Raw genomic sequence first — 25805 nt, 5'->3', positions numbered from 1 at the left:
ATGGCTGGTTTCGGTGAGCCGGGCGTGACCGCGGTGGACGCCGCCGGGATGACTGTGGGCGTGGTGGCCGCCCGGTGGCACGGCGACCTGACCGACCACATGACCGAGCGTGCGGTGGCCGCCGCGCAGGCGTGCGGGGCGCGGGCAGTGGTGGCCCGGGTGGCCGGCTCGGTGGAGCTGCCGGTGGTGGCCCAGGCGATGGCCCGCCGCTACGACGTGGTCGTCGCGCTCGGCGTGGTGGTACGCGGCGCGACGGCGCACTTCGACTACGTCTGCAAGTCGGTCACCGAGGGGCTGACCCGGGTGGCGCTGGACGAGGGCAAGCCGGTGGCGCACGGGGTCCTCACGGTGGACACCGTCGAGCAGGCCCGCGACCGGGCCGGGCTGCCCGGCTCGGCCGAGGACAAGGGCTGGTCGGCGACCGTGGCCGCGCTGGACGCCGCCCTGGCCGTCCGCGCCCTCGACGCCCAGTCCGCCCAGCGGGTCGGCTTCGCCTGACCCACCCGGCCCGTCACCAGGAGCGGCTGGAAGAATCGCCTTCCGTGAAGACGTTCGAGGAGTTGTTCGCCGAGCTGCAGGCCAAGGCCGCCGCCGGCACCCCGGGCTCGGGCACCGTCGAGGCGCTCGCCAAGGGCGTGCACTTCATCGGCAAGAAGGTCGTCGAGGAGGCGGCCGAGTCGTGGATGGCCGCCGAGCACGAGGGCCCGGAGCGGGCCGCCGAGGAGATCTCCCAGCTGCTCTACCAGGCGCAGGTGCTGATGCTCGCCACCGGCCTGGAACTGAAGGACGTCTACCGACATCTCTGAGTGCCCGTCCGCTGATCATCCGATCGAACGAAGGAGCACTCCCATGCTGCGTGTCGCAGTACCCAACAAGGGCGCCCTGGCCGAGTCGGCCGCCGGGATGCTGCGCGAGGCGGGCTACCGCCAGCGCACCGACCCGAAGGACCTCGTCTGCCGGGACGAGGCCAACGACATCGAGTTCTTCTACCTGCGCCCCAAGGACATCGCCACCTACGTCGGCTCCGGTGACCTGGACGTCGGCATCACCGGCCGCGACCTGCTGATCGACTCCGGCGCGCCGGCCGAGGAGATCGTCGACCTCAACTTCGGGCGGGCCACGTTCCGGTTCGCCGCCCGGCCCGACGACGTCGCCTCCGTCCAGCAGCTCGGCGGGCACCGCATCGCCACCGCGTACCCGGGTCTGGTCGAGCGGCACCTGGCCGAGCTGGGCGTCAAGGCCGACGTGATCCGCCTGGACGGCGCGGTGGAGAACGCCATCCGCCTCGGCGTCGCCGACGTGGTCGCCGACGTGGTGGAGACCGGCGCGACGCTGCGCCAGGCCGGCCTGGTGGTCTTCGGCGAGCCGCTGCTGCGCTCCTCGGCGGTGCTGGTCCGCCGCGCCGGCGCGCCCGGCGGCGCCCAGCAGGAACAGTTGCAGCGCCGGCTGCACGGCGTGCTCGTCGCCCGCCGGTACGTGATGCTCGCCTACGACGTGCCGGCCGGCCTGCTCGACCGGGCCAGCTCGCTGACCCCGGGCATCGAGTCGCCCACCGTCTCGCCGCTGCACCGGGAGGGCTGGGTCGCGGTGCAGGCGATGGTGCTCCGCGACGACGTGCACCGGATCATGGACGAGCTGTACGAGCTGGGCGCCCGCGCGATCCTCGTCACCAACATCCACGCCTGCCGGCTGTGAGACCGCTGCCGCTCCCGGCCGCGCTCGCGGTGGTCGTGGCCGGCGGCGTGGCCTCGGCCGCCCAGGGCGCGGTCAACGCCGAGATGGGGGAGCGGACCGGTGCCCCGGTCCTCGGCGCGGTCGTCAACAACCTCGGCGGCTGCCTGCTGGTGCTGGCCGGGATCGTGGCGCTGCCGTCGATGCGCGCCGGGCTGGCCGGGCTGCGCCGCTCCGGGCTGCCGTGGTGGGCGTACCTCGGCGGGGTGGGCGGCGCGGTGATCGTGCTGGTCGCCCCGGTGGTGGTGCCGGTGCTCGGGGTGGCGGTGTTCACGATCGCCCAGGTGGCAGGCGGCAGCCTCGGCGGTCTCGCGGTGGACCGGGCCGGGCTGGCCGCGACCGGACGGATGCCGCTCACAGTGCCCCGGGTCGGCGGCGCGGTGCTCGGCGTCGGCGCGGTGGCCCTCGCCCAGCTCGGCCGCCCGGTCGGTGACCTCGCGGTCGGGCTGGTGCTGCTCTGCGTCCTGGGCGGGCTGGCGGTGGCGGGGCAGTCCGCGCTCAACGGCCGGGTCGCCGCCTCGGTCGGCCCGGCCGCCGGCCTCGCTGTCAACTTCGCGGTCAGCACAGTGCTGATCGGCGCGGTCGCGGCGCTGACCGGAGCGCTCGCGAGCCAGCCCCGCTGGCCTGCCCAGTGGTGGCTCTACGTCGGCGGCCTGCTCGGCGTCGGCATCGTGCTCTCGCTGCTGGTCGGGGTACGCGCCGCCGGGGTGCTGCGTACCGGCCTGGCGCTGGTGGCCGGGCAGCTCGGCGGCGCGCTGCTGCTGGACCTGGTGCTGCCCGGCGGCCCCGGTGTCCGGCTGCCGGTGCTGGCCGGCGCCCTGCTCACGCTGCTCGCCGTGGTGGTCACCAGCCTGCGCCGGCGTGGCCCGGACCGTGTGGCGGCCGAAGGCGCGCCCGAACCGGATGGCAGACTGGTCGGGTGAGCGATTCCGTGGTGACCGTGCGACCCCGCCGCGTCCGGGTCGTCTGCTGGGTGTCGGCCGTCACGCTGATCGTGGTGTTCAGCCTCGTCGCGACGTCGCTGACCGGCGCCACCGGCAACGGCTACGGCACGTTCCAGCGCGGCGACCAGTTCGCCATGATCGGCCTGGGTGTCTTCGGCGCGCTCGGCTTCCTGCTGTTCACCCGCCCTCGCGTGATCGCCGACGCCAGGGGCGTCCGGGTGCGCAACGTGTTCAGCTCGTACGAGCTGCCGTGGGAGGTCGTCCGCGGTGTCCGGTTCGACAGGGGCGCCCCGTGGGCCAGCCTGGAGCTGCACGACGACGACCTGCTGCCGATGGTCGCCTTGCAGGCCGCCGACAAGGAGAGCGCGGTCGAGGCGGTCCGCGCGTTGCGCCGCCTGCACCAGGCGCACCTGGCGGCGCTGTCCGCCGGCCAGTCGGCACCCCGCTGACCAGCGAGCCCGGTTTGGGCGGGCCTGGGCCGAGGGTGTAGTGTTGCGGAGTCGACCAGACTGCCCCCGTCCCTGACGCGCGGGCGGTCGAGAAGCGGAGCGCCCGCTCCCACCCGAGTCGCCGCCACGGTGGCCGGGTCCGGTCCCCGGTTTCGGGCACGTCCCGACGCCGGATGCGCGATCCTGTGATCGTGCCGACCGGTCGAGTGGGCCCTGGCATACGCCGGGGCCTTCTGCTTTCCGGGTCGGCTCCCACCCGGGAGCCCACGGAGTCGGCACCGTAGGAGACTCGACTCGAGGAGGCCCCATCAGCGTCGAACCACGCGTGAACGAGCAGATCCGGGCACGTGAGGTCCGACTGGTCGGCCCTGAGGGTGAGCAGGTGGGCATCGTCCCGCTGGAGCGCGCCCTGCAGCTGGCCGCGGACGTCGACCTGGACCTGGTCGAGGTTGCGCCGATGGCGCGCCCGCCGGTGTGCAAGCTCATGGACTTCGGCAAGTTCAAGTACGAGAGCGCACTGAAGGCGCGCGAAGCGCGGCGTAACCAGCAGCAGACCGTCATCAAGGAGATGAAGCTCCGGCCGAAGATCGACCCGCACGACTACGAGACCAAGAAGGGTCACGTGGTGCGGTTCCTCAAGGCCGGCGACAAGGTCAAGGTGACGATCATGTTCCGCGGTCGGGAGCAGAGCCGCCCGGAGCTGGGCTACCGGCTCCTGCGCCGGCTCGAGTCCGAGATCACGGACCTTGGATACGTCGAGGCCGCGCCGAAGCAGGACGGCCGAAACATGATCATGGTTCTCGCTCCGCACCGGGCCGTCAAGGCCTCCGCGGTCGCCGCCACGGCGTCCCGCGGTGGACCGCGCGACCGGGCAGCGGAGGAACCGGCCGCTCCGGCCGGCGAGACCCCGGCGGCCGGCGAGACCGCAGCAGCCGGTGAGACCGGCACGACCGCTGAGACCAGCGGCCAGTAACAGGGGAGAAGACGTTCCAATGCCGAAGATGAAGAGCCACACGGGTATGGGCAAGCGGGTCAAGGTGACCGGCAAGGGCAAGATCGTTGCCCAGCAGGCCGGCCTTCGCCACAACCTGGAGAAGAAGCCCAGCACCCAGACCCGTCGGCTGACCGGCACCGTCGAGCTGGCCAAGGCCGACACCAAGCGCATCAAGAAGCTGCTCGGCCGCTGACGCGAGCCACCTGAACCGAAGAAGGAGTTGAGATGGCACGCGTCAAGCGGGCTGTGAACGCCCAGAAGAAGCGTCGTACCCTGCTGGAGACCGCGAGCGGTTACCGCGGTCAGCGCTCCCGGCTGTACCGCAAGGCCAAGGAGCAGGTGCTGCACTCGATGCAGTACTCCTACCGGGACCGTCGCGACCGCAAGGGCGACTTCCGGCAGCTCTGGATCCAGCGGATCAACGCCGGCGCCCGGGCCAACGGCCTGACCTACAACCGCCTGATCCAGGGCCTGCGCCTGGCCGGCATCGAGGTCGACCGGAAGATCCTGGCCGACATGGCCGTCAACGACGCCGCCGCGTTCGCGGCGATCGTCGAGCTGGCCCGCGCCGCCGTGGCGGCCGAGGGCACCGGTGGCGCCGCGGCTCAGGCCGCCTGACCCACCCCGTACGGCAGATCGAGGCGTCTCCCATGCAGTCACAGTCGCAGGGGAGGCGCCTCGACGCCGTTCCCGGACCGTTCACCCCGCGTACCCCGAGGGTCGTTGCCGCCCGCCGGTTGCAGCGCCGGCGCGACCGCGACCAGGCCGGCCGGTTCCTGGCCGAGGGGCCGCAGGCGGTCCGGGAGGCGCTCGCCCGCGCCGGCACCGTGGTCGAGCTGTTCGGCACCCCGGCGGCACTCGACCGGTACGCCGACCTCGCGGCCGCCGCCGCCCGCGCCGACGTGCCGGTCTCCGAGGTGACCGACGACGCGCTCGCGGCGCTCACCGAGACCGTCGCGCCGCAGGGCCTGGTGGCGGTGTGCCGGCACCTCGACGTACCCCTGGAGCAGGCAGTGGCGCGCGGGCCGCGCCTGGTCGCGGTGCTCGCCGGGATCCGTGACCCGGGCAACGCCGGCACCGTGCTGCGCACCGCCGACGCGGCGGGCGCGGGCGCTGTGATCTTCGCGGGCGAGGCGGTCGACCCCTACAACGGCAAGTGCGTGCGGGCCTCCGCCGGCAGCCTCTTCCACGTCGACGTGGTGCGCGCCGCCGACCCGCTCGCCGCCGTCGAGGCGCTGCGGGCCGCCGGCCTGGAGATCCTGGCCACCACCGGGTACGGCGACAGCGACCTGGACGACCTCGCCGACGCGGGCCGGCTGGCCGCCCCCACCGCGTGGCTGTTCGGCTCGGAGGCGCACGGCCTGCCCGACGAGCTGACCGGCGCCGCCGACGCCCGGGTCCGGGTGCCGCTGCACGGGCGCGCGGAGAGCCTGAACCTGGCTGCGGCGGCGGCCGTCTGCCTGTATTCTTCCGCCAGAGCACTGCGTGTCCCCCGGGGCACGCGAGAGACAGCAGGGGAGTCCGCCTCGTCATGAACGCGCCACGGCGTTCGTTTAGCCAGCCCGCCGGTGTCGGCGGGCGGCGGGCCTGACCCTTCCCCCTGCACGACTCCCCACCGGCGGGCTGCGGCGAAGCCGCGCGTCCGTAGACTCGCCTAGCCACCCGCGAGGGTCGGCGCCGCCGTGAGGGAGTGCCCGTTCACCATGAGCTACCGCAACGATCCGTACGACCCGAAGCAGGTCGCCCTGCTCGACCCGGACGCCCTGGCCGGGGCTGTGGCAGACGCCGAGAAGGCGTTCGCCGAGGCCACCGACCCGGACGCGCTCACCGCGCTGCGCCCCGCGCACCTCGGTGACCGGTCCCCGGTGTCGCTGGCCCGCCGGGAGATCGGCGCGCTGCCGCCGGCCGCGAAGGCCGACGCTGGCAAGCGGGTCAACGAGGCCCGCCGGGCCATCGAGTCCGCGTACGCCGCCCGGCAGGAGATCCTGGACCGGGAACGGGCCGCGCGGGTACTGGTCGAGGAGCGGGTCGACGTGACCCTGCCGTACGACCGCCGGCCGCGCGGAGCCCGCCACCCGCTGAGCGTGCTGATGGAGCAGATCAGCGACCTGTTCATCGGCATGGGGTACGAGGTGGCCGAGGGCCCCGAGGTCGAGCTGGAGTGGACCAACTTCGACGCGCTGAACATCCCGGCCGACCACCCGGCGCGCGGCCTGATGGACACGTTCCACATCGCACCCGAAGGCTCGGGCCTTGTTCTCCGCACCCACACGTCGCCGGTGCAGGCGCGCACCATGCTCAGCCGCAAGCCGCCGATCTACGTGGTGGTGCCCGGCCGGGTCTACCGCACCGACGAGCTGGACGCCACCCACGCGCCGGTGTTCCACCAGGTCGAGGGCCTCGTGGTGGACAAGGGCATCACCATGGCGCACCTGCGCGGCACGCTCGACCACTTCGCCCGGGCCATGTTCGGCGAGGGTGCGAAGACACGCTGGCGGCCGCACTACTTCCCGTTCACCGAGCCGTCGGCGGAGTTCGACGTCTGGTTCCCGGAGCACCGGGACGGTCCGCAGTGGGTCGAGTGGGGCGGCTGCGGCATGGTCAACCCGCGGGTGCTGCGCGCCTGCGGCATCGACCCGGAGGTCTACTCCGGATTCGCGTTCGGCATGGGCATCGACCGGACCGTGATGGTCCGGCACGGCGTCAGTGACATGCGGGACATGGCCGAGGGCGACGTGCGGTTCACCCGCGCGTTCGGCGCCTGAGCTACGGGAACGGTGGTTTAACAGTCATGCGAGTCTCTGTCAGTTGGCTGCGGGAGTACGTGGACCTGCCGGCCGACCTGCCCACCGGCGACCTGGAGCAGGCGCTGGTCGACCTCGGCATCGAGGTCGAGTCCGTGGTGGACCTGCGCGAGTCGGTCACCGGCCCGCTGGTCGTCGGCGAGGTCCTGGAGATCGAGGAGCTGACCGGCTTCAAGAAGCCGATCCGCTTCTGCCGGGTCGACGTCGGCGCCGCGAACGGCACCGGTGAGCCGCAGGAGATCGTCTGCGGGGCGCGCAACTTCGCCGTGGGCGACAAGGTCGTGGTGATCCTCCCCGGCGGCGTGCTGCCCGGCGGGTTCGCGATCGGCGCGCGCAAGACGTACGGGCGCAACTCCCACGGCATGATCTGCTCGGCGCAGGAGCTGGGGCTCGGCGACGACCACTCGGGCATCGTCGTGCTGCCCGAGGACGTCAAGGCCCAGCCCGGCGACGACGCCCGGCCCGTCGTCGGCCTGGACGACGTCGTGGTCGAGATGGAGATCACCCCGGACCGCGGGTACGCGCTGAGCGTGCGCGGCATCGCCCGGGAGCTGTCGCACGCGCTCGGCGTGCCGTTCCGCGACCCGGCCGACGCGCCCGCGCCCGGCGCGACCGCCGAGCCGGCGTACCCGGTCGAGGTCCGTGACCCGGTCGGCTGCGACCGGTTCGCGGCGCGGATGGTGCGCGGCGTCGACCCGACGGTCGAGACGCCCGGCTGGATGCGGCAGCGGCTCACCGTGGCCGGGGTACGCAGCATCTCGCTCGCCGTCGACATCACCAACTACCTGATGCTCGAACTCGGCCAGCCGATGCACGCCTTCGACGCGGACCGGATCGCCGGGACGCTCGTGGTGCGCCGCGCCGAGGTGGGGGAGAAGCTGACCACGCTGGACGGGGTGAACCGCACGCTGTCCGCCGAGGACCTGGTCATCTGCGACGAGACCGGTCCGATCTCGCTGGCCGCGGTGATGGGCGGCGAGACCAGTGAGGTGCTCGCCTCCACCACGAACGTGCTGTTCGAGGCGGCGCACTGGGATCCGGCCACCGTCGGCCGTACCGCGCGGCGGCACAAGCTGTTCAGCGAGGCCGCGAAGCGCTGGGAGCGGGGCGTGGACCCGGCGCTGCCGCTCGTCGCGCTGGAGAAGGCGGTCCGGCTGCTCACCGACCTCGCCGGTGGTACGGCAGGCGAGGAGGTGCTCGACATCGACCACGTCGCGCCGCGTCCGCCTGTCACGCTGCCGGTGGACCTGCCGTCGCGGCGCGTCGGCGTGACCTATTCGCCGGACCGCGTGGTGGAGCTGCTGGAGCAGGTCGGCTGCACCGTCACCCGCGGCACCGACCGGCTCGCCGAGGACCCGGGCGCCGTCGGCACGGCCGGGGTCGGCCCGGGCGCCGGTGCCGGTGAGGTGCTGACCGTCACGCCGCCGAGCTGGCGGCCCGACCTGACCGACCCGGCCGACCTGGTGGAGGAGGTGGTACGCCTCGACGGCTACGACCGCGTGCCGTCGGTGCTGCCCACCGCGCCGCCCGGCCGGGGCCTGACCTGGCAGCAGCAGCGTCGCCGGGCCGTCGCCCGCTCGCTCGCGGAGCGCGGCTACGTCGAGGTGCTGGCGCAGCCGTTCGTCGCGCCGGAACTGGTCGACCAGCTCGGCCTGCCCGCCGACGACCCGCGCCGCCCCGCGGTACGGCTGGCGAACCCGCTGTCGGAGGAGGAGCCGCTGCTGCGCACCACGCTGCTCGGCCCGCTGCTCGGCATCGTCAAGCGCAACGTCGGCCGGGGCCAGCGGGACGTGGCGATCTACGAGATCGGCACGGTCTTCCACCCGCGTCCCGGTGCCGGCACCCCGCCCGCGATGGGCGTGGACCGGCGGCCCACCGACGAGGAGTTCGCCGCCGCCGACGCGGTCGTTCCCGCCCAGCCCCGGCACGTCGCGGTGGCGCTCACCGGCGAGATCGAACCGGCCGGCTGGTGGGGCGCGGGCCGCACGGCCGGCTGGGCGGACGCCGTCGAGGCGGGCCGGGCGGTGCTCGACGCCGCCGGGATCCCCGTCGACCGGGTGACGGTACGGGCCGGCGAGCGGGCGCCCTGGCACCCGGGCCGCTGCGCCGAACTGGTGGTGGACGACGTGGTCGTCGGCCACGCCGGTGAGCTGCACCCGGCCGTGCTGGCCGCGCTGGAGCTGCCCCGGCGTACCAGCGCCATGGAACTGGACCTGGACGCGCTGCCCGCCGCCCCGCTGGCGGCCGGGCCGACCATCTCCACGTTCCCGCCGGCCCTGATCGACGTGGCGCTGGTGGTGGACGACTCGGTGCCGGCGGCCGACGTGCGGGCGGCACTGGTCGAGGGCGCGGGCGCGCTGCTGGAGGACGTCCGCCTGTTCGACGTCTACACCTCCGAGCAGCTCGGCGAGGGACGTAAGTCGCTGGCGTACAAGCTGACGTTCCGCGCCCCGGACCGGACCCTCGCGGGCGAGGAGGCGGTGGCCGCGCGCGACGCGGCGGTAGCGGTAGCCGCCGAGCGCTTCGGCGCCACCCTGCGCGGCGCATGAAAGGAGGGGCCCCCTCTTAACGCCTCCGGTAGAGGAGGGGGCCCCTTTTAACAGCCGTCGACCGTACGGCTCACTCGTCGTCGGAAGGCAACTCGCCGAGGCCTCGCAGGCCTGGTAGATCCCGGACCGTTATCCGCCGGTAGTCCGTGTCCACGAGCCGCTCAGCGCGTAGCTCGCGCAGGGCCTTCTGAATCGATGTCTCCGCCGCACCACAGATCGTGGCCAGTTCCGGCTGGGTCAGGCGGACGTCGATGACCACACCTTCCGGACTCCGCCTACCGTGCGTCCGGCACAGCTCCGCGATCACCCGGGCCACGCGGATCTTTACGTGGTACGAGGTGAAGTCGATGCGGCGGCGGTTGGACCAGCGCAGCCGATCCGCCACCATCGCCGCGAGTTCGAGCGCGGATGCGGGGTGCTCCTTGAGGAATCGGGTGAACCGGTCTCTGGGAATGACGCTGTACCGCGTGGGGCCGCAGGTGGTGATTGTGGCCGAGCGGGGTTGATCGTTCAGGGCGGACATCTCACCGACCAGGTCACCACCGACGCGCAGTGAGAGCAGCGCCGACCGACCGTCGGGGAGACTCGCCGTCACCTTGGTCAACCCTTCCTCCAGGAGCACCAGGTGCGATTCCCGGACGCCCTCGTGGATCAGGATCTGACCGGCGGGTACCTGACGTCGGACACCGAGACCCAGGACGATCTCCCGATCTGCCGGGCGCAGCCGCCGGAGGAAGGTCCCGTACGGCCACTCGGCCTGGGGCGGTGCCCCTCGACGCATCGACAACCCCATTCTCGCCAGCCAGCGAAGACCGTCGAAGCGTAGCCGAAGCTGAGCGGAGCGCGACGCGTGGCGCATCAGTGCGGCGACTCCGACGTAGATCGCCACCACGGACAGCACTGCCGCCGGGTGCCAGCCCGCGTCGAGAAGCAACTCGCTGAGGACGTCGATCATGTGTCCAGTCCATCGCGGCTCCGCCTGCCGAATCCCGGACGAAGACGGGAAGACCGGTTCCGGACAGGCACGGCGGATGCCGTACTTCTACGGGGTGCGGCTCGGGCGACCCGGATTCGATGTCCCTTGTGGTCCCGCCGGTTCCGGCGGGAGAGTGACGAAGGGGCGACACCGGATGCACCATCCCGAGCGACGAATGTTGATCAGCGTGGACATGGAGCGGTACAGCCGCCGCAGCAATGTCCAGCAGTACGAGGCGCAGCAGGAGTTCCGGCGCCTCCTGCATGAGGCCGCCGCGTTGGTCGGACTGGACCGGACGCAGTGGCATACCCAGCAGGCCGGTGACGGGGAGTTGGCGATTGCCCCGCGGGACGCCCCCGAGGCGCTCATCATCGGCCGATTCGTCCCGGAGCTCAACCGACGGCTGCGTGCGTACAACGTCAGCCGGGTGCCCGCGGCGCGGATCCGCTTGCGGGTGGCCGTCCATCAGGGCCTCGTACACCTGGACGGCGCGAACGGCTTCCCGGGTTCGGCAGTCGTCCTCGTCTGCCGGCTCTGCGACTCCGAGCCGCTCAAGCGGGCTCTTGCCGCCTTCCCGGATGCTGGAGTCGCGCTCGTCGTCTCCGACGACATCTTCCGGAACGTCGTCCAGGAATACCCCGAGGAGATGCGGCCCGAGCGGTTTCGCAAGGTTCAGGTGAGCCACCCGGACAAGGGCTTCGAGGAGACCGCCTGGCTCTACGTGGTCGACGAGGACATGTCGTCGTTGCCGATCGGCGAACCGCGAACGGTAGACCCGGCAGGCGACGTCGAGTCCGACTCCATCGGCCGTTCGGTCGAACCGCCGCATTCCGGCGACGCCGGCATCCGGATCGGCAGCCTCCAGGTCCATGGGCAGAGCGCTGTCGGCCCGAACGCGACAGCGATCGGATCGGTCGGCCGCGACGCGATCATCGGCCGGGACGGGACCGAACGATGATCGCCCACGTGCCCCCGCCGGAGACCGACGGCGTCCCGGTGCCGGTCCCGCCGGTCCACCCGGATGACGGCGGAGAGGCTGTACGCGCCACGGTCGACGGGGCCGACCCTGGCGCCGATCCGTCGGATGCGGATGAGCAAGGCCTCGCGGAGGAGACGGAGGAGACGGAGGAGACGGAGGACGATCCGTCTCTCGACCCGCGCGAGATCATCGGCCGGCTCTCCGCGCTGCTCGGCGCACCGGCGGGGATCGAGGTCGGGGATGTACACGTTCAGGGCCAGAACGCGACCGGGACCGGAGCCACCGCCATCGGCGCGATGCACGTCACCATGGCCGGCGTCGGGGACGGCCGGAGCTGGTCGGAGACGTTGAGTGGAGCCACAGTCCGACAGTCCGCGGACGGGTACGCGCCGGCGTCGAGCGATCAGCACCTCGACCGACGGCTCAAGCGCCGAGGGCTGCTGTGTCTCTCCGGACCGGAAGGTACGGGCCGCTACACGGCGGCATGTCTGGCCTCCGCCAGACGGCACGGCTACGACCGGGTGGGCCTGATCAACGTGGAGAGCCTCGGAGATCTGATCCGGACAGCCGGCATCCTCCGAGCCGGGCACGGTTACGTCCTGCCCCTTAGCGACGCGGCGATCCGGGAACTGGACGGCATGACCCTGGTCGGCGCGGCAGCTCGGGCCGAGGCGGTGGGCTGCACGGTGGTGCTCGTCGGTGATTTCCAGTCGCGGGGCAGGGAGTTCACCGACCAGATCGTCGAGCATCGGCCTCCCGGCGCTGCGGATGTCTTCCGGGCCCAACTACGGCGGCATCTGCGCGGCCGGTGCGTCGGGCGATGTGGCAACGAGTGCGTCGGAGCGTGCGTCGATCGCTATGTCGAGGACGAAGCCGTCGGGCACCCGCTGATGATGGCCTACCTGCGCGGCGATCCGCGCCCGGGCGAGGTGGTCCGCTTGGTGGATTCCATCGCCCGCAACCCCGTGAACGGCATGGATCTGACGCAGCGGTTGGAACGCCTGCTGCCGGGGCAGGTGCGGGAGCGGGCGGCTCGCATTCTCGACTGTTCCGACGGGCAGCACCCGTCGGAGTTCTGGGCTGCCGGCGATCGTCGTGCGTTCCGCATGTCCTGCGCGGTACTCGCCGGCCAGCCGGTGTCGGAGGTCCACCACGCCGCACGATTGTTGACCGGGCCTGCGGCGGACGACCTGCCGCAGGCGGTCATGCCTGGCCGCGGGTCCGCGCTTGACGAGTTGATGGGGCCCGAACTTCGTCAGGCGGTGCGGGTGGTCGACGACGATCGAGTGCCGGGCGGGCGACGAGTGGAGTTCATCCCGGCCAACGACGCACTTCGTTCCAGCCTCCTGGAGGTCGCCTGGCAGGACTGGTGGCACCCGGAGCGGCTTCTGCGGTGGTGGATTGATCTCGCCCGCAGCGACGTGCCCGGCGTCCGGCAGGCCGCAGCGGGCGCCATCGGCTGGTCGGCAAGTCTCGCGGTGCGCTCCGCGTTGCTAGCCGTGGACGAGTTGGCACGGGAACGACGCGCCGGTGTGCGTCAGACGGCGGCCATCGCTCTGGTCGCGATGGCCATGCAGCCCTCGCTGCGTCATCGGCTTCGCGCCGAGTTGGACCGCTGGGCCGACAGTGGCACGGCGCACCGCCGGGACACCGTGGCTCGGGCCTACGCTCTCGGCCTCGCTCGTCTCTGGCCCGAGAGCGCGCTGCTCCACCTGCGTCAGGTGGCGGAGGCGCGGATGCAGCGCTGGCACAACTCCGTGGTCCGGGGCCTCGTGGAGGTGTACGACGCGGGGTACACGGCGGAGGTGACGGCCACGCTGGCGGAGTGGGCCGTCTCGGCCCACCCGGAGGTGCGCCTGCACGCCGGCCGGGCGCTGCGGATCCTGGCCGACCGGTGGTCACCCGCGCCGCGGGAACACTGGCCCGAACTGCTCGACCTGACACGGCGTGGCACCGTCCAACTACAGGATCTGGCCACCTGCTGGGCCGCCGCGCTCGCCATCCCAGGAACCGCGTTTCGAGCCTGGCGAACGCTCGGTTTCTGGCTCAGCCGCGCGGACGGACAGCCTGAGGTGGCGTTGTACTGCCGTCAGCTGCTCACGGCGGTGGTGGCCGGCCGAGAGCCCCTCCGGCGTCGCTTGGACCACCAGATTCAGCACGTCTGGCAGCCCTTGATGCCCGGCAACTCCCTACTCGACGACGTACGACGACTCACGAACGAGGAACAGAGATGACCACCCCTCCCGCAGCGCCTTCGAGCACCCCTTCCTCCGCTCCGGATCAGCCGGCACGCCGCTGGTGGCACACCGTCTTCCCGCCCGCCCCGTCGACCATCGCCTCCCCCACCCCGGCTGCTCCCGTCGCCGTGTCGTTTCGCCAGGAGGCCCCGCAGCCCCTCCTGGTGCCGGCGAAAGGTGACGCCTTTGACTTCCGCCTGTACGCCGTCTACGTCTGGACGGCGCACCGGATGACATTCGAGGAACTGCGCTTCCGGGCCGAGGGCTACCTGACGTGGGCGTGTGGCATTCTCCGGGAACAAGCGGTCGAGTTGGCCCGGCGGCATGAGCCGCACCGCTCCCACGAACTGGAGCAGGCTCTGAACGCGCATCTGTCCGGCCAGCGCTGGCCCCGTCAGGCGACAGCCCCCTCCTTCACCGCCCAGGTCCGTGTCAGCCCCGACGAGCGGGTCCGCGAGCGGCTGCGGCCGTACTGGGAGGACCGGATCAAGTTGGAGTGCGACCACGAGCTGCAGAAGGTCAGGGCCCGCCAGGCCGATGACCTGACCCGACGGTGGTGCGCGGTGCTCCAGAATCTCGAAGGCGACCCGGTGACGATGCATGCCGCCCGGCTGACCGGGGAGCAGTTCGCCGAGGTGTTCCGTCGGTACGTGGCAGAGCGCCGGGAAACCGTGCCGGAGTTGGTGGAACTGCTCCGGGAGGCGGTCCGGGGTCACAACGACTTGAACATGGGCCCGTCGGAGTACACCCAGGCCTGGGATGCGGCCCTCCGCACCTATGAGCGTCAGCACGGGCTCGTCGAGCGAGGTTGACCCGGCCGGGCTGGCCCTCCCTGGGCGGGATCGGAAGGGCCAGCCCGGCCGCAGCTTCATGCAGTAGGCTGCATGAACTTGCACTGCTCGCCTTGCCGCTGGTAACCTTCTCTGCATAGTCATGCGGAGGTGGGTATGGGCATTCGGGTTGCCGTGGCCGGGGCGAGTGGATACGCCGGGGGCGAACTGCTGCGCCTGCTCGCCGGTCACCCCGAGTTCGAGCTGATCGCCGCCACCGCACACAGCCAGGCCGGCCAGCCAGTTACCGCCGTACACCCGCACCTCGCGGGCCTCGACCTGGTGTTCGCCGCGACCGAACCGGCGACCCTCGCCGACGCGGACCTGGTCTTCCTGGCCCTGCCGCACGGGCAGTCCGCGGCGCTCGCCGCGGCGCTGCCCGACCCGGTCAAGGTGGTCGACCTCGGCGCTGACCACCGGCTGCGCGACGCCGGCGCCTGGTCCCGCTACTACGGCGGCGAGCACGCCGGTGCCTGGACCTACGGGCTGCCCGAGCTGCCCGGCCAGCGGGCCGAGATCGCCGCCGCGACGCGGGTCGCCAGCACCGGCTGCTACGCCGTGGCGACCACGCTGGCGCTGGCGCCGCTGATCGCCGCAGGCGCGGTACGCCCCGACGACGTGGTGGTGGTCGCCGCCTCCGGCACCTCCGGCGCGGGCCGGGCAGCCAAGGCCCATCTGCTCGGCAGCGAAGTGATGGGCGACCTGACCCCCTACAAGGTGGGCGCGCACCAGCACGTGCCGGAGATCAAGCAGGCCACCGGCGCGACCGGCCTGTCCTTCACCCCGGTGCTCGCGCCGATGCCCCGGGGCATCCTGGCCACCGTCACCGCGGTGCCCACCGGCGACGCCGACCCGCGCGCGGTGCTGGCCGCCGCCTACGCCGACGCGCCGTTCGTGCACGTGCTGCCCGAGGGATCGTGGCCGCACACCGCGGCCACCGCCGGGTCGAACTCCTGCCACCTCCAGGCGACTCTGGACGTCGACTCGGGCCGGGTGATCGTGGTCAGCGCGATCGACAACCTGGGCAAGGGCGCGGCCGGCCAGGCCGTGCAGAACGCCAACCTGATGGTGGGTCTCCCCGAGACCACCGGTCTGTCCGTGTTTGGAGTGGCCCCGTGAGCGTCACCGTCCCCCGTGGGTTCCGCGCCGCAGGTGTCGCGGCCGGACTGAAGTCCTCCGGCGCCGCCGACGTCGCCCTCGTGATCAACGACGGCCCGGACGCCGGCGTGGCCGGTGTGTTCACCGCCAACCGGGTCAAGGCCGCACCGGTGCTGTGGAGCCAGCAGGTCGTGCACGGCGGCGTCGTGCGCGCCGTGGTGCTCAACTCCGGCGGCGCGAACGCCTGCACCGGCCCGGCCGGCTTCCAGGACACCCACGCCACCGCCGAGCACACCGCCGCCGCGATCACCGCGGCGAACGCGCGGCTGATCGTCGGCGCGGGCGAGGTCGCGGTCTGCTCGACCGGCCTGATCGGCGAGCGGCTGCCGATGGACAAACTGCTTCCCGGCGTACGCGAGGCGGTGCGCGGCCTGTCCCGCGACGGCGGCCCGGCGGCCGCCGAGGCGATCATGACCACCGACACCCGGCCCAAGACGACTGTGGCGCAGGGTACGGGCTGGACCGTCGGCGGCATGGCGAAGGGCGCGGGCATGCTCGCCCCGGCCATGGCCACCATGCTCTGCGTGCTCACCACCGACGCGGTGGCCGGGCCGGACGCCCTGGACGCCGCGCTGCGCGCCGCCACCCGGATCACGTTCGACCGGATCGATTCCGACGGCTGCATGTCCACCAACGACACGGTGCTGCTGCTGGCCAGCGGCGCCTCCGGCATCGAGCCGACCGCCGAGGAGCTGACGGCCGCGGTCACCGCCGCCTGCCACGACCTGGCCCAGCAGCTCCTGGCCGACGCGGAGGGCGCGACGAAGGAGGTCGCGATCGAGGTGGTCGGCGCGGCGAGCGAGGACGACGCGGTCGAGGTGGGCCGCACGGTGGCCCGCAACAACCTGGTGAAGACCGCGCTGTTCGGCAACGACCCGAACTGGGGACGGATCCTCGCCGCGGTCGGCACCACGGCCGCCGTGTTCGAGCCGGACGGCGTGGACGTCGCGGTCAACGGCATCTGGGTGTGCCGGGGCGGCGCCGCCGCCGAGGACCGCGCCAAGGTGGACCTCACCGGCCGCGGCGTCACGGTCCGGATCGACCTGCACGCCGGCGCCGACGCCGCCACCATCTGGACCAACGATCTGTCCCACGCGTACGTCCACGAGAACTCGGCCTACTCCACATGAACCTCTCCGCTGACCTCACCCGGGCCCAGGCCAAGGCCGCCACGCTGATCGAGGCGCTGCCCTGGCTGGCCCGTTTCTCCGGCGCCACGGTCGTGGTCAAGTACGGCGGCAACGCCATGGTCGACCCCGAACTCCAGCGGGAATTCGCCGCCGACATGGTGTTCCTGCGCTACGCCGGCCTGAAGCCGGTCGTGGTGCACGGCGGCGGCCCGCAGATCTCCGCCATGCTCGGCCGCCTCGGCATCGCCAGCGAGTTTCGGGGCGGCCTGCGGGTCACCACCCCGGAGGCGATGGACGTGGTCCGGATGGTCCTGGTCGGTCAGGTCGGCCGGGAACTGGTCGGGCTGATCAACGCGCACGGCCCGTACGCGGTCGGCCTCTCCGGCGAGGACGCGGGGCTGTTCACCGCGGTGCGCCGTCCCGCGTACGTGGACGGCGAAGCGGTCGACGTGGGCCAGGTCGGCGACGTGGAGTCGGTGAACGTCTCGGCGGTCACCGACCTGATCGAGGCCGGCCGGATCCCGGTCATCTCGACAGTCGCGCCGGACGCCGACGGGGTGCTGCACAACCTCAACGCGGACACCGCCGCCGCCGCGCTGGCGGTGGCGCTGGACGCCCGCAAGCTGGTCGTGCTGACCGACGTGCCCGGCCTGTACGCCGACTGGCCCGACACGTCCAGCCTGATCAGCGAGATCACCGCGGACGACCTGGCGAAGCTGCTGCCGTCCCTGGAGTCGGGCATGGTCCCGAAGATGGAGGCCTGCCTGCGGGCGGTGCGCGGGGGAGTACCCGCCGCGCACGTCGTCGACGGCCGGGTCGCCCACTCCACGCTGCTGGAAGTGTTCACGTCGGAGGGCTTCGGAACGATGGTGATCGAGTCATGAGCACGCTGGTGCAGCGGTGGAACGCCACCATGATGGACAACTACGGCACGCCGCCGCTGGCGCTCGTCTCCGGCTCCGGCGCCGTCGTGGTCGACGAGACCGGCCGGGAGTACGTCGACCTGCTCGGCGGCATCGCCGTCAACGCGCTCGGCCACGCCCACCCGGCGGTGGTCGCAGCCGTCAGCAAGCAGGTCGCGACGCTCGGGCACGTGTCGAACCTGTTCGTCGCCGAGCCGCCGGTGGCGCTGGCCGAACTGCTGCTCGCGCTGGCCGGCCGCCCGGGCCGGGTGTTCTTCGCCAACTCCGGCGCGGAGGCCAACGAGGCCGCCTTCAAGCTGTCCCGGCTCACCGGCCGCCGGCACGTGGTCGCCACCCACGGCGGGTTCCACGGCCGGACCATGGGCGCGCTGGCGCTCACAGGGCAGCCCGCGAAGGCCGACCCGTTCCGCCCGCTGCCCGGCGACGTGACCCACGTGCCGTTCGGCGACGCCGACGCGCTGGCCGAGGCGGTCACCGACGACACCGCCATGCTGATCATCGAGCCGATCCAGGGCGAGAACGGCGTGATCGTCCCGCCGCCCGGCTACCTCGCCGCGGCCCGGCGGATCACCGCCGCGCACGGCGCGCTGCTGGTGCTGGACGAGGTGCAGACCGGCGTCGGCCGGACCGGCCACTGGTTCGCCCACCAGGCCGAGGGCGTCGAGCCGGACGTCGTCACGCTCGCCAAGGGCCTCGGCGGCGGGCTGCCGCTGGGCGCCTGCCTGGCCTTCGGCCGGGCCGCCGACCTGCTCACCCCCGGCTCGCACGGCACCACGTTCGGCGGCAACCCGATCAGCTGCGCCGCCGCGCTCGCTGTCGTCTCCACGATCGCGCACGAGGGCCTGCTCGACCACGTCAAGCGGATCGGCGAGCGGCTGCGCCGGGGCGTCGAGGCGCTCGGGCACCCGCTGGTACGTGAGGTACGCGGCTCCGGCCTGCTGCTCGGCATCGTGCTCGACCAGCCGGTCTCCGCCGCCGCCGCGGCAGCGCTGCGCGAGGCGGGCTTCCTGGTCAACCCGGTGCAGCCGGACGTGGTCCGGCTCGCCCCGCCGCTGATCCTCACCGCGGCGCAGGCCGACGCGTTCCTCGCCGCGCTGCCGGCCGCGCTGTCCGCCGCCGCGCCCGACGCCACGACCCCGACGGAGGCTCCCGCATGATCCGCCACTTCCTGCGCGACGACGACCTCACGCCCGCCGAGCAGGCCGCCGTGCTCGACCTCGCCGCCCGCATGAAGGCCGATCGGTACGCGCACCAGCCCCTGACCGGGCCGAAGTCGGTGGCGGTGCTGTTCGACAAGCAGAGCCTGCGCACCCGGATCTCCTTCGACGTGGGCATCGCCGAGCTGGGCGGGCACCCGCTCGTGGTGGACACCCAGGTCACCCACTTCGGCCGGGGCGAGACGCTCGCCGACGCGGGCCGGGTGCTGTCCCGCTACGTCGCCGCGATCGTGCTGCGCACCCACGGCGACGACCGGATCGCCGAGGTCGCCGCGCACGCGACGGTGCCGGTGGTCAACGCGCTGACCGACACGTACCACCCCTGCCAGCTGCTGGCCGACCTGCTCACCGTGCGGGAACGGTTCGGCGGCACCGCCGGGCGGATCCTCACGTACGTGGGCGACGCGGCGAACAACATGGCGCACTCGTACCTGCTGGCCGGCGCGACCGCCGGGATGCACGTGCGGATCGCCGGCCCGGCCGGGTTCCAGCCCGACCCGGAGATCGTGGCCCGCGCCGAGAAGATCGCCGCCACCACCGGCGGTTCGGTCCAGGTGCTCACCGACCCGGCCGAGGCGGTACGCGGCACGCACGTCGTCGCCACCGACACCTGGACGTCGATGGGGCAGGAGGAGGACGGACTGGACCGGACCACGCCGTTCCTGCCGTACCAGGTCAACGCCGCGCTGCTCGGCCACGCCGACGCCGACGTGATCGTGTTGCACTGCCTGCCCGCCCACCGGGGCGAGGAGATCACCGACGAGGCGCTCGACGGCCCGCACAGCGCGGTGTTCGACCAGGCGGAGAATCGGCTGCACGCCCAGAAGGCGCTGCTGACGTTTCTCCTGGAGGAATCCGCATGACCGCTCCGCTGACCCGCGCCGCGCGACACGCCCGCATCGTCGAGCTGATCCGCGACACCCCCATCCACTCGCAGACCGAGCTGGCCGACCTGCTCGCCGGCGACGGCATCCAGGTCACCCAGGCCACCCTGTCGCGCGACCTGAAGGAACTGGGAGCGGTGACCGCGCGCGGCGGCGACGGGCGGGGCGTCTACCTGATCCCGGAGGACGGGCACCGGCCGCTGCGCGACGCCGAGGGCGCACCGGCCCGGCTGGTCCGGCTGCTGCGGGAGCTGCTCAACGGCGTCGACTCCAGCGGCAACATCGCGGTGCTGCGTACCCCGCCGGGCGCGGCGCAGTACCTCGCCAGCGCACTGGACCGGGCCGGCCTGTCCGAGATCGTCGGCACCATCGCCGGCGACGACACCATCCTCGTCGTGGCCCGCGAGGCCGACGGCGGCGCCGCGCTGGGTGAGCGGCTCGCCGCGTGGGCCCGCCGCGACGACCCAGTCGAAGGGGGCACCTCGTGACCGAGCGGGTCGTCCTCGCGTACTCCGGGGGCCTGGACACCTCGGTCGCCATCCCGTACCTGGCCGAGCGGACCGGCGCGGAGGTGATCGCGGTCGCTGTCGACGTCGGCCAGGGCGGCGAGGACATGACAGTGATCCGGCAGCGCGCGCTCGACTGCGGCGCCGTCGAGTCCGAGGTGGTCGACGCCCGCGACGAGTTCGCCGCCGACTACTGCCTGCCGGCGATCCGGGCCAACGCCCTCTACATGGACCGCTACCCGCTGGTGTCCGCGCTGTCCCGGCCGCTGATCGTCAAGCACCTGGTCGCGGCGGCGCGCGCCCACGGCGGCACGATCGTGTCGCACGGCTGCACCGGCAAGGGCAACGACCAGGTCCGGTTCGAGGTCGGCCTGGCCGCCCTCGCGCCCGACCTGAAGGTCGTCGCACCGGCCCGGGACTTCGCCTGGACCCGGGACAAGGCGATCGCGTACGCCGAGGAGAAGGGGCTGCCGATCGACGTGTCGGCGAAGTCGCCGTACTCGATCGACCAGAACCTGTGGGGCCGGGCCGTGGAGACCGGCTTCCTGGAGGACATCTGGAACGCCCCGGTCGAGGACCTCTACGCGTACACCGAGGACCCGGCGTCGGAACGCGACCCGGACGACGTGGTGATCACGTTCGACGACGGCGTCCCGGTCGCGATCGACGGCGAGACGGTCACCCCGTACGAGGCGATCCGGGAGCTGAACCGGCGGGCCGGGGCGCACGGCGTGGGCCGGCTCGACATGGTCGAGGACCGGCTGGTCGGCATCAAGAGCCGCGAGGTGTACGAGGCACCCGGCGCGCTCGCCCTGATCACCGCCCACCAGGAGCTGGAGGCGGTCACAGTCGAGCGGGACCTGGCCCGGTTCAAGCGCGGCGTCGACCAGCGCTGGGGTGAGCTGGTCTACGACGGGCTCTGGTTCTCGCCGCTGAAGCGCGCGCTGGACGCGTTCATCGACGACGCGCAGCGGCACGTCACCGGCGAGGTGCGGCTGCGCCTGCACGGCGGCCGGGCGGTGGTCACCGGCCGGCGCTCCGAGGCGAGCCTCTACGACTTCGGCCTCGCCACCTACGACACCGGCGACACGTTCGACCAGTCGCTGGCGAAGGGATTCGTACGACTGTGGGGACTGCCCAGCACGATGGCCGCGCAACGGGACGCCCGGATGGGAGGGGCCTGATGGGGGGCACCACAATGGGTGGGGTGGACGACAAGAGCCTGACCGAGAACAGCGCCCCCGCCAACCGGACGAGCCTCTGGGGCGGCCGGTTCGCCGGCGGTCCCGCCGAGGCGCTCGCGCGGCTGTCGGTGAGCGTCCAGTTCGACTGGCGCCTCGCCCCGTACGACATCGCCGGTTCCCGCGCGCACGCCCGGGTCCTCGCCGGCGCCGGCCTGCTCGACCCGGACGAACTGGGCCGGATGCTGGCGGCGCTGGACGACCTGGAGGCGGCGTGCGCCTCCGGCGCGTTCCGCCCGACAGTCGACGACGAGGACGTGCACACCGCGCTGGAACGCGGCCTGCTGGAACGGCTCGGCAGCCTCGGCGGCAAGCTGCGCGCCGGCCGGTCCCGCAACGACCAGGTCGCCACCGACCTGCGGCTCTACCTGCGCGACCACGCCCGCGGCGTGGCGGCCCGGCTGGTCGAGCTGGCCGAGGCCCTCGTCGAGCAGGCGGAACGGCACGTGGACACCGCCGCGCCGGGCATGACGCACCTGCAGCACGCCCAGCCGGTGACGTTCGGGCACTGGCTGCTGGCCCACGTGCAGCCGCTGCTGCGCGACCTGGAACGGATGCGCGACTGGGACGAGCGGACCGCTATCAGCCCGCTCGGCGCGGGCGCGCTGGCCGGCTCGGGACTGCCGCTGGACCCGGTGGCGGTCGCCAAGGAGCTGGGTTTCCGCACCTCGTTCGCCAACTCGATGGACGCGGTCGCCGACCGCGACTTCGTGGCCGAGTTCCTGTTCGTCACCGCGATGATCGGCGTGCACCTGTCCCGCCTCGGCGAGGAGGTGGTGCTCTGGACCTCGCAGGAGTTCGGCTGGGTCGAGCTGGACGACGCCTTCGCCACCGGCTCGTCGATCATGCCGCAGAAGAAGAACGCGGACATCGCCGAGCTGGCCCGGGGCAAGTCCGGCCGCCTGGTCGGCGGCCTGATGAGCGTGCTCACCATGCTCAAGGGCCTGCCCATGACGTACGACCGGGACATGCAGGAGGACAAGGAGCCGGCGTTCGACGCGGTCGACACGCTGGAGCTGCTGCTGCCCGCGCTGGCCGGGATGATCTCCACGATGACGGTCCGGGTGGACCGGCTGGTCGCGAGCGCGCCGTCGGGCTTCTCGCTGGCCACCGAGGTCGCCGACTGGCTGGTGCGGCGCAACGTGCCGTTCCGCGACGCGCACGAGATCACCGGCAAGCTGGTGGCGCTGTGCGCGGCCCGCGACTGCGCGCTGGACGAGGTGTCCGACGCCGACCTGGCCGCGGTGAGCGAGCACCTGGACCCCTCCGTGCGCGACGTGCTCTCGGTGCGCTCGGCGCTCGCCGCCCGCATCACGCCCGGCTCCACCGGCCCCGGCCCGGTCGCCGACCAGCTCGCCGCCGCGGCGGACAAGCTGACCGGCTGGCGGGAGTGGGCCGCCGAGCGGGTCGTACCCCGCTGACCTGCGCGGCTGGTCCGGGCAGGGCTCGCCCCGTCCCGGACCAGCCGCACGCCCCACGCCGGGCGCCCGGCGCGGCGCCCCGCGCCCCGCGCCGAGATCTTGGTACGAAATGGCCCCCATAGGGGCGCTAAGCTTCCAAGATCTACAGCGGTCCTGCCTTGTGGAATGCGGATCCTGCCTTGCGGGACCTCGGTCTGCGGTCTCGGACTTCGGACTCCGCCGCTCGGTGCACCGTCCGATCCAGCGCTGTTCGGTGCTCTGTCCACGTTCTCCGGTCAGCCGGTGGGGCGCTCGCGTTTCGGGAGCTTGGCCACCACCGCGTCGTACGAACCGTCGACCGCCTCGATCAGCTCGTCGTCCGGGATGCCGCCGGAGAGCCGCAGCGTGTTCCAGCCCGACCGGCCGATGTAGGGGGAGGGGCGTGCGTCGGCCGGGAACCGGTGCAGCCACTCGTCGGCCACCTCCCGGGACGCCCCGCACTTCACCCCGAGACGGGCCTCACCGTCGGGGGAGCCGAGGAACGCGAAGATGCGGCTGCCCACCTTCACCACCTCGTCGCCCTCCCACGGCCGGTCGAGCCAGGCTCCCGGCTTGGCCAGGCAGTAGGCCAGCATCTCCTCGCGCGTCATCGCGTCCTCCCGTGCCGTCGTCCGGCACAGTCTCGCCCGCCGCTGTGACAGCCCGCGCCGCCGGGCGGCCGGTCAGTCGCCGGTGCCGGTGCGGACGGTGAGCCGCTCGTAGCGCTGCCGGGCCGCCTGGGCGCTGCCCAGCCCCAGCCCGAAGGCGATCGCCTGCCAGGTCATGCCCCGCCCGCGGGCCACCTGCAACAGGCCGGCCTCCAGCGCGTCCACCTCGGCCCGCACGTGCGGGATCAGCGTCAGCGCGGCCATCAGGTCGGCCTGGTCGACGGGCTCCTCACCCTCGTCCAGCTCGGCGCCCCCGGCCAGCGCCATCACCAGCGTGGCCGCCTCGTAGGCGTCGGGCACGTCGGGGTGGGCGTAGCGCCGGCGGCGGGAGTTGGTGCCGGCGTGCCGCTCGGCGATCCGCAGCAGCGCCGCGTAGTTGCGGTGCGCCCGGGCCTGGGCAGCATCCGGAGCGGTGAACGGGTCGTTGTCCACGGTGACCATGCCGTCCATCCCACACCCAAGAATGACCTGTTGTCAACACCCTGTTGAAAGTCATTCGTGCACAACGCCGTGCCTCCGGGGCGTGGTGAGAAGACGGCGCGTCATGCACGACAGACGCGCCGCGGGGTGTTCCGGGTTGCCCGGAACGGCCGATTCAGGCCGGTGAGTTCCGCACCGGGGCGGCCGGGGCGGGCCGGCGGCGCGGCGTGTGCCGCCGGTAGACGCTGACGCTGGGCTCGTCCGCCAGCCAGAACCGCCACGGCAGGTCGTGCGCGGCGGCGACCCCGACGCGCGGCCCGGCGACGATCCGCGCCGGGTCGACGGGGCTCGCCGGTGGCGTCAGCAGCAGCGGGCCGTTGCCGTCGATCGCCGAGGTGCCGTTCGCCTCCCGCCCGAGCCCGAGCGCGGTGACCAGCCGGGCCGGCCCGCGGGCCAGCTCCCGGTCGGCGGCGCGCGGCCGGCGCTCGCGAGCGGTCTCGATGCCGTCGACCACCTCGCCCGCGCGCAACAGCACCGCCGCCGCCTCGCCGTCGCGACCGCAGACGATGTTCGCGCACCAGTGCATGCCGAACACGAAGTACACGTAGACGTGCCCTGCGGGCCCGAACATGACCCTGTTGCGCGGCGTCGGCCCGCGGTGGGCGTGCGACGCCGGGTCCTCGCCGGTGCCCGCGTACGCCTCGACCTCGGTGAGCCGGACGGTGACGCCGCCGGACGACACGGTCCAGCCGAGCAGCGTCCGCGCGGTGTCGGCGACCTGCGCGGCGGGTGCGTCGAGCCAGGGGTACGTCATCGCGGCAAGGGTAGTCGGTGGGCGGCGCGTGATCCGGGCCACGCGGGGGTGGGCAGCCACCGGAATAGTTGACTCGTCAAATATGTTGTGAGGAGCGATCCCGGGCCGACCGGTCCGGACCCCACGCGAGGAGCTGGTCATGCAGTTCGGAGTCTTCACCGTCGGTGACGTCACCGTCGACCCCACGAACGGGCGGATGCCGTCCGAGCGTGAGCGGATCAAGGCCATGACCGCCATCGCGCTCAAGGCCGAAGAGGTCGGCCTCGACGTCTTCGCCACCGGCGAGCACCACAACCCGCCGTTCGTGCCGTCGTCGCCCACCACCATGCTCGGCTGGATCGCCGCGCGCACCGAACGGCTGCTGCTGTCCACCTCGACCACGCTGATCACCACGAACGACCCGGTGAAGATCGCCGAGGACTACGCGATGCTCCAGCACCTGGCCGACGGCCGGGTGGACCTGATGATGGGCCGCGGCAACACCGGCCCGGTCTACCCGTGGTTCGGGCAGGACATCCGCAACGGCATCCCGCTGGCCATCGAGAACTACGACCTGCTGCACCGGCTGTGGCGCGAGGACGTGGTCGACTGGAAGGGCCGGTTCCGTACGCCGCTGCAGTCGTTCACCTCGACCCCGCGCCCGCTCGACGGCGTACCGCCGTTCGTCTGGCACGGCTCCATCCGCAGCCCGGAGATCGCCGAGCAGGCCGCGTACTACGGCGACGGCTTCTTCGCCAACCACATCTTCTGGCCCAAGGAGCACACCCAGCGGATGGTCGGCCTCTACCGCGAGCGGTACGCGCACTACGGCCACGGCTCGCCGGACCAGGCCGTCGTCGGCCTCGGCGGGCAGGTGTTCATGCGCCGCAACTCCCAGGACGCGGTACGCGAGTTCCGCCCCAATTAACGGAC

At 72.8% G+C, this 25805-nt stretch carries 26 protein-coding genes and 1 pseudogene; 23 read left to right on the top strand and 4 right to left on the bottom strand.

Annotated elements, in window-relative coordinates:
- The 11 genes from ribH (at nt 1) to FB454_RS06470 (ending at nt 9471) form a co-directional block, all read left to right on the top strand.
- Nucleotides 1–498 (top strand): 6,7-dimethyl-8-ribityllumazine synthase, encoded by a 498-nt coding sequence (gene ribH / locus FB454_RS06520; RefSeq protein ID WP_145822656.1) that lies wholly within the window; start codon nt 1–3, stop codon nt 496–498.
- A gap of 44 nt (nt 499–542) precedes the next feature.
- Nucleotides 543–806 carry a phosphoribosyl-ATP diphosphatase gene (locus FB454_RS06515; protein WP_013285536.1) on the top strand — a complete coding sequence of 88 codons (264 nt, stop codon included), beginning with the start codon at nt 543–545 and terminating at the stop codon, nt 804–806.
- Nucleotides 807–849: 43 nt separating this feature from the next.
- Nucleotides 850–1695: an ATP phosphoribosyltransferase gene (gene hisG / locus FB454_RS06510; RefSeq protein ID WP_013285537.1), complete on the top strand. Its 846-nt coding sequence runs from the start codon at nt 850–852 to the stop codon at nt 1693–1695.
- Complete coding sequence (locus FB454_RS06505) at nt 1692–2654, top strand: DMT family transporter (protein ID WP_013474911.1); 963 nt, start codon at nt 1692–1694, stop codon at nt 2652–2654. The genes hisG and FB454_RS06505 overlap by 4 nt, the downstream gene beginning before the upstream one ends.
- Nucleotides 2651–3124: a PH domain-containing protein gene (locus FB454_RS06500; protein ID WP_030271068.1), complete on the top strand. Its 474-nt coding sequence runs from the start codon at nt 2651–2653 to the stop codon at nt 3122–3124. Before FB454_RS06505 ends, FB454_RS06500 begins: the two co-directional genes overlap by 4 nt.
- A 325-nt stretch (nt 3125–3449) precedes the next feature.
- Nucleotides 3450–4097, top strand: coding sequence for a translation initiation factor IF-3 (infC, locus tag FB454_RS06495; RefSeq protein ID WP_013285540.1), 648 nt, complete (start codon nt 3450–3452; stop codon nt 4095–4097).
- Between the two features lie 19 nt (nt 4098–4116).
- Nucleotides 4117–4311: a 50S ribosomal protein L35 gene (gene rpmI, locus FB454_RS06490; protein WP_007075851.1), complete on the top strand. Its 195-nt coding sequence runs from the start codon at nt 4117–4119 to the stop codon at nt 4309–4311.
- Between the two features lie 32 nt (nt 4312–4343).
- Nucleotides 4344–4736: a 50S ribosomal protein L20 gene (gene rplT, locus FB454_RS06485; protein WP_013285541.1), complete on the top strand. Its 393-nt coding sequence runs from the start codon at nt 4344–4346 to the stop codon at nt 4734–4736.
- Nucleotides 4737–4768: 32 nt separating this feature from the next.
- Nucleotides 4769–5653: a TrmH family RNA methyltransferase gene (locus FB454_RS06480; RefSeq protein ID WP_145822655.1), complete on the top strand. Its 885-nt coding sequence runs from the start codon at nt 4769–4771 to the stop codon at nt 5651–5653.
- 168 nt (nt 5654–5821) lie between these two features.
- On the top strand, nt 5822–6883 hold the full coding sequence (gene pheS / locus FB454_RS06475; protein ID WP_013285543.1) for a phenylalanine--tRNA ligase subunit alpha: 1062 nt from the start codon (nt 5822–5824) through the stop codon (nt 6881–6883).
- Between the two features lie 26 nt (nt 6884–6909).
- Complete coding sequence (locus FB454_RS06470) at nt 6910–9471, top strand: phenylalanine--tRNA ligase subunit beta (protein WP_145822654.1); 2562 nt, start codon at nt 6910–6912, stop codon at nt 9469–9471.
- A gap of 70 nt (nt 9472–9541) precedes the next feature.
- On the opposite strand, the gene FB454_RS06465 is transcribed toward FB454_RS06470, so the two are convergent.
- The gene (locus FB454_RS06465) at nt 9542–10426 is read right to left on the bottom strand and encodes a Crp/Fnr family transcriptional regulator (RefSeq protein ID WP_255368071.1); all 885 of its coding nucleotides are present in this window, start codon (nt 10424–10426) and stop codon (nt 9542–9544) included.
- A 214-nt stretch (nt 10427–10640) separates the two neighbouring features.
- On the opposite strand from FB454_RS06465, the gene FB454_RS06460 reads away from it, so the two are divergent.
- From FB454_RS06460 to argH, 11 genes are all read left to right on the top strand, one after another.
- Entirely contained in the window at nt 10641–11405 is a 765-nt protein-coding gene (locus tag FB454_RS06460) for a hypothetical protein (RefSeq protein ID WP_255368336.1), read from the top strand.
- Nucleotides 11402–13660 carry an NACHT domain-containing protein gene (locus FB454_RS06455; RefSeq protein WP_071095710.1) on the top strand — a complete coding sequence of 753 codons (2259 nt, stop codon included), beginning with the start codon at nt 11402–11404 and terminating at the stop codon, nt 13658–13660. The genes FB454_RS06460 and FB454_RS06455 overlap by 4 nt, the downstream gene beginning before the upstream one ends.
- On the top strand, nt 13657–14475 hold the full coding sequence (locus FB454_RS06450) for a hypothetical protein (protein WP_255368070.1): 819 nt from the start codon (nt 13657–13659) through the stop codon (nt 14473–14475). Before FB454_RS06455 ends, FB454_RS06450 begins: the two co-directional genes overlap by 4 nt.
- A gap of 135 nt (nt 14476–14610) precedes the next feature.
- Entirely contained in the window at nt 14611–15612 is a 1002-nt protein-coding gene (gene argC, locus FB454_RS06445; RefSeq protein ID WP_145822653.1) for an N-acetyl-gamma-glutamyl-phosphate reductase, read from the top strand.
- Nucleotides 15609–16781: a bifunctional glutamate N-acetyltransferase/amino-acid acetyltransferase ArgJ gene (gene argJ, locus FB454_RS06440; RefSeq protein WP_120570482.1), complete on the top strand. Its 1173-nt coding sequence runs from the start codon at nt 15609–15611 to the stop codon at nt 16779–16781. The genes argC and argJ overlap by 4 nt, the downstream gene beginning before the upstream one ends.
- Entirely contained in the window at nt 16778–17665 is an 888-nt protein-coding gene (argB, locus tag FB454_RS06435; RefSeq protein WP_145822652.1) for an acetylglutamate kinase, read from the top strand. The genes argJ and argB overlap by 4 nt, the downstream gene beginning before the upstream one ends.
- The gene (locus FB454_RS06430) at nt 17662–18861 is read left to right on the top strand and encodes an acetylornithine transaminase (protein ID WP_114920023.1); all 1200 of its coding nucleotides are present in this window, start codon (nt 17662–17664) and stop codon (nt 18859–18861) included. The genes argB and FB454_RS06430 overlap by 4 nt, the downstream gene beginning before the upstream one ends.
- On the top strand, nt 18858–19784 hold the full coding sequence (argF, locus tag FB454_RS06425) for an ornithine carbamoyltransferase (protein WP_145822651.1): 927 nt from the start codon (nt 18858–18860) through the stop codon (nt 19782–19784). Before FB454_RS06430 ends, argF begins: the two co-directional genes overlap by 4 nt.
- The gene (locus FB454_RS06420; RefSeq protein ID WP_030271075.1) at nt 19781–20293 is read left to right on the top strand and encodes an arginine repressor; all 513 of its coding nucleotides are present in this window, start codon (nt 19781–19783) and stop codon (nt 20291–20293) included. Before argF ends, FB454_RS06420 begins: the two co-directional genes overlap by 4 nt.
- Nucleotides 20290–21495: an argininosuccinate synthase gene (locus tag FB454_RS06415; protein ID WP_145822650.1), complete on the top strand. Its 1206-nt coding sequence runs from the start codon at nt 20290–20292 to the stop codon at nt 21493–21495. The genes FB454_RS06420 and FB454_RS06415 overlap by 4 nt, the downstream gene beginning before the upstream one ends.
- 14 nt (nt 21496–21509) lie before the next feature.
- Complete coding sequence (gene argH / locus FB454_RS06410) at nt 21510–22973, top strand: argininosuccinate lyase (RefSeq protein ID WP_030271078.1); 1464 nt, start codon at nt 21510–21512, stop codon at nt 22971–22973.
- 275 nt (nt 22974–23248) lie between these two features.
- On the opposite strand, the gene FB454_RS06405 is transcribed toward argH, so the two are convergent.
- The 3 genes from FB454_RS06405 to FB454_RS06395 all read right to left on the bottom strand — a co-directional run bounded on the left by FB454_RS06405 (nt 23249) and on the right by FB454_RS06395 (nt 24893).
- The gene (locus FB454_RS06405; RefSeq protein WP_145822649.1) at nt 23249–23602 is read right to left on the bottom strand and encodes an MmcQ/YjbR family DNA-binding protein; all 354 of its coding nucleotides are present in this window, start codon (nt 23600–23602) and stop codon (nt 23249–23251) included.
- Between the two features lie 72 nt (nt 23603–23674).
- A complete protein-coding gene (locus FB454_RS06400; RefSeq protein WP_013285554.1) occupies nt 23675–24100 on the bottom strand; it encodes a hypothetical protein in 426 nt (141 codons plus the stop codon).
- Between the two features lie 154 nt (nt 24101–24254).
- Nucleotides 24255–24893: a DNA-3-methyladenine glycosylase gene (locus FB454_RS06395; protein ID WP_047892358.1), complete on the bottom strand. Its 639-nt coding sequence runs from the start codon at nt 24891–24893 to the stop codon at nt 24255–24257.
- 139 nt (nt 24894–25032) lie between these two features.
- Here FB454_RS06395 and FB454_RS06390 point away from each other — a divergent pair.
- Nucleotides 25033–25794 (top strand): annotated as a pseudogene (locus FB454_RS06390) (CE1758 family FMN-dependent luciferase-like monooxygenase); the annotation flags it as partial.
- Nucleotides 25795–25805 lie beyond the last annotated feature (11 nt).

The organism is Micromonospora sp. CNZ297, from assembly GCF_007827625.1.
This window is presented reverse-complemented; position numbering and strand designations above follow the sequence as displayed.

Coding starts and splice junctions, on each gene's coding strand:
- ribH (WP_145822656.1), top strand. CDS start 1: ATGGCTGGTTTCGGTGAGCCGGGCGTGACCGCGGTGGACGCCGCCGGG.
- hisG (WP_013285537.1), top strand. CDS start 850: ATGCTGCGTGTCGCAGTACCCAACAAGGGCGCCCTGGCCGAGTCGGCC.
- rpmI (WP_007075851.1), top strand. CDS start 4,117: ATGCCGAAGATGAAGAGCCACACGGGTATGGGCAAGCGGGTCAAGGTG.
- rplT (WP_013285541.1), top strand. CDS start 4,344: ATGGCACGCGTCAAGCGGGCTGTGAACGCCCAGAAGAAGCGTCGTACC.
- FB454_RS06480 (WP_145822655.1), top strand. CDS start 4,769: ATGCAGTCACAGTCGCAGGGGAGGCGCCTCGACGCCGTTCCCGGACCG.
- pheS (WP_013285543.1), top strand. CDS start 5,822: ATGAGCTACCGCAACGATCCGTACGACCCGAAGCAGGTCGCCCTGCTC.
- FB454_RS06470 (WP_145822654.1), top strand. CDS start 6,910: ATGCGAGTCTCTGTCAGTTGGCTGCGGGAGTACGTGGACCTGCCGGCC.
- FB454_RS06465 (WP_255368071.1), bottom strand. CDS start 10,426: ATGATCGACGTCCTCAGCGAGTTGCTTCTCGACGCGGGCTGGCACCCG.
- FB454_RS06460 (WP_255368336.1), top strand. CDS start 10,641: ATGGAGCGGTACAGCCGCCGCAGCAATGTCCAGCAGTACGAGGCGCAG.
- FB454_RS06455 (WP_071095710.1), top strand. CDS start 11,402: ATGATCGCCCACGTGCCCCCGCCGGAGACCGACGGCGTCCCGGTGCCG.
- FB454_RS06450 (WP_255368070.1), top strand. CDS start 13,657: ATGACCACCCCTCCCGCAGCGCCTTCGAGCACCCCTTCCTCCGCTCCG.
- argC (WP_145822653.1), top strand. CDS start 14,611: ATGGGCATTCGGGTTGCCGTGGCCGGGGCGAGTGGATACGCCGGGGGC.
- argB (WP_145822652.1), top strand. CDS start 16,778: ATGAACCTCTCCGCTGACCTCACCCGGGCCCAGGCCAAGGCCGCCACG.
- FB454_RS06430 (WP_114920023.1), top strand. CDS start 17,662: ATGAGCACGCTGGTGCAGCGGTGGAACGCCACCATGATGGACAACTAC.
- argF (WP_145822651.1), top strand. CDS start 18,858: ATGATCCGCCACTTCCTGCGCGACGACGACCTCACGCCCGCCGAGCAG.
- FB454_RS06420 (WP_030271075.1), top strand. CDS start 19,781: ATGACCGCTCCGCTGACCCGCGCCGCGCGACACGCCCGCATCGTCGAG.
- argH (WP_030271078.1), top strand. CDS start 21,510: ATGGGTGGGGTGGACGACAAGAGCCTGACCGAGAACAGCGCCCCCGCC.
- FB454_RS06405 (WP_145822649.1), bottom strand. CDS start 23,602: ATGACGCGCGAGGAGATGCTGGCCTACTGCCTGGCCAAGCCGGGAGCC.
- FB454_RS06400 (WP_013285554.1), bottom strand. CDS start 24,100: ATGGTCACCGTGGACAACGACCCGTTCACCGCTCCGGATGCTGCCCAG.
- FB454_RS06395 (WP_047892358.1), bottom strand. CDS start 24,893: ATGACGTACCCCTGGCTCGACGCACCCGCCGCGCAGGTCGCCGACACC.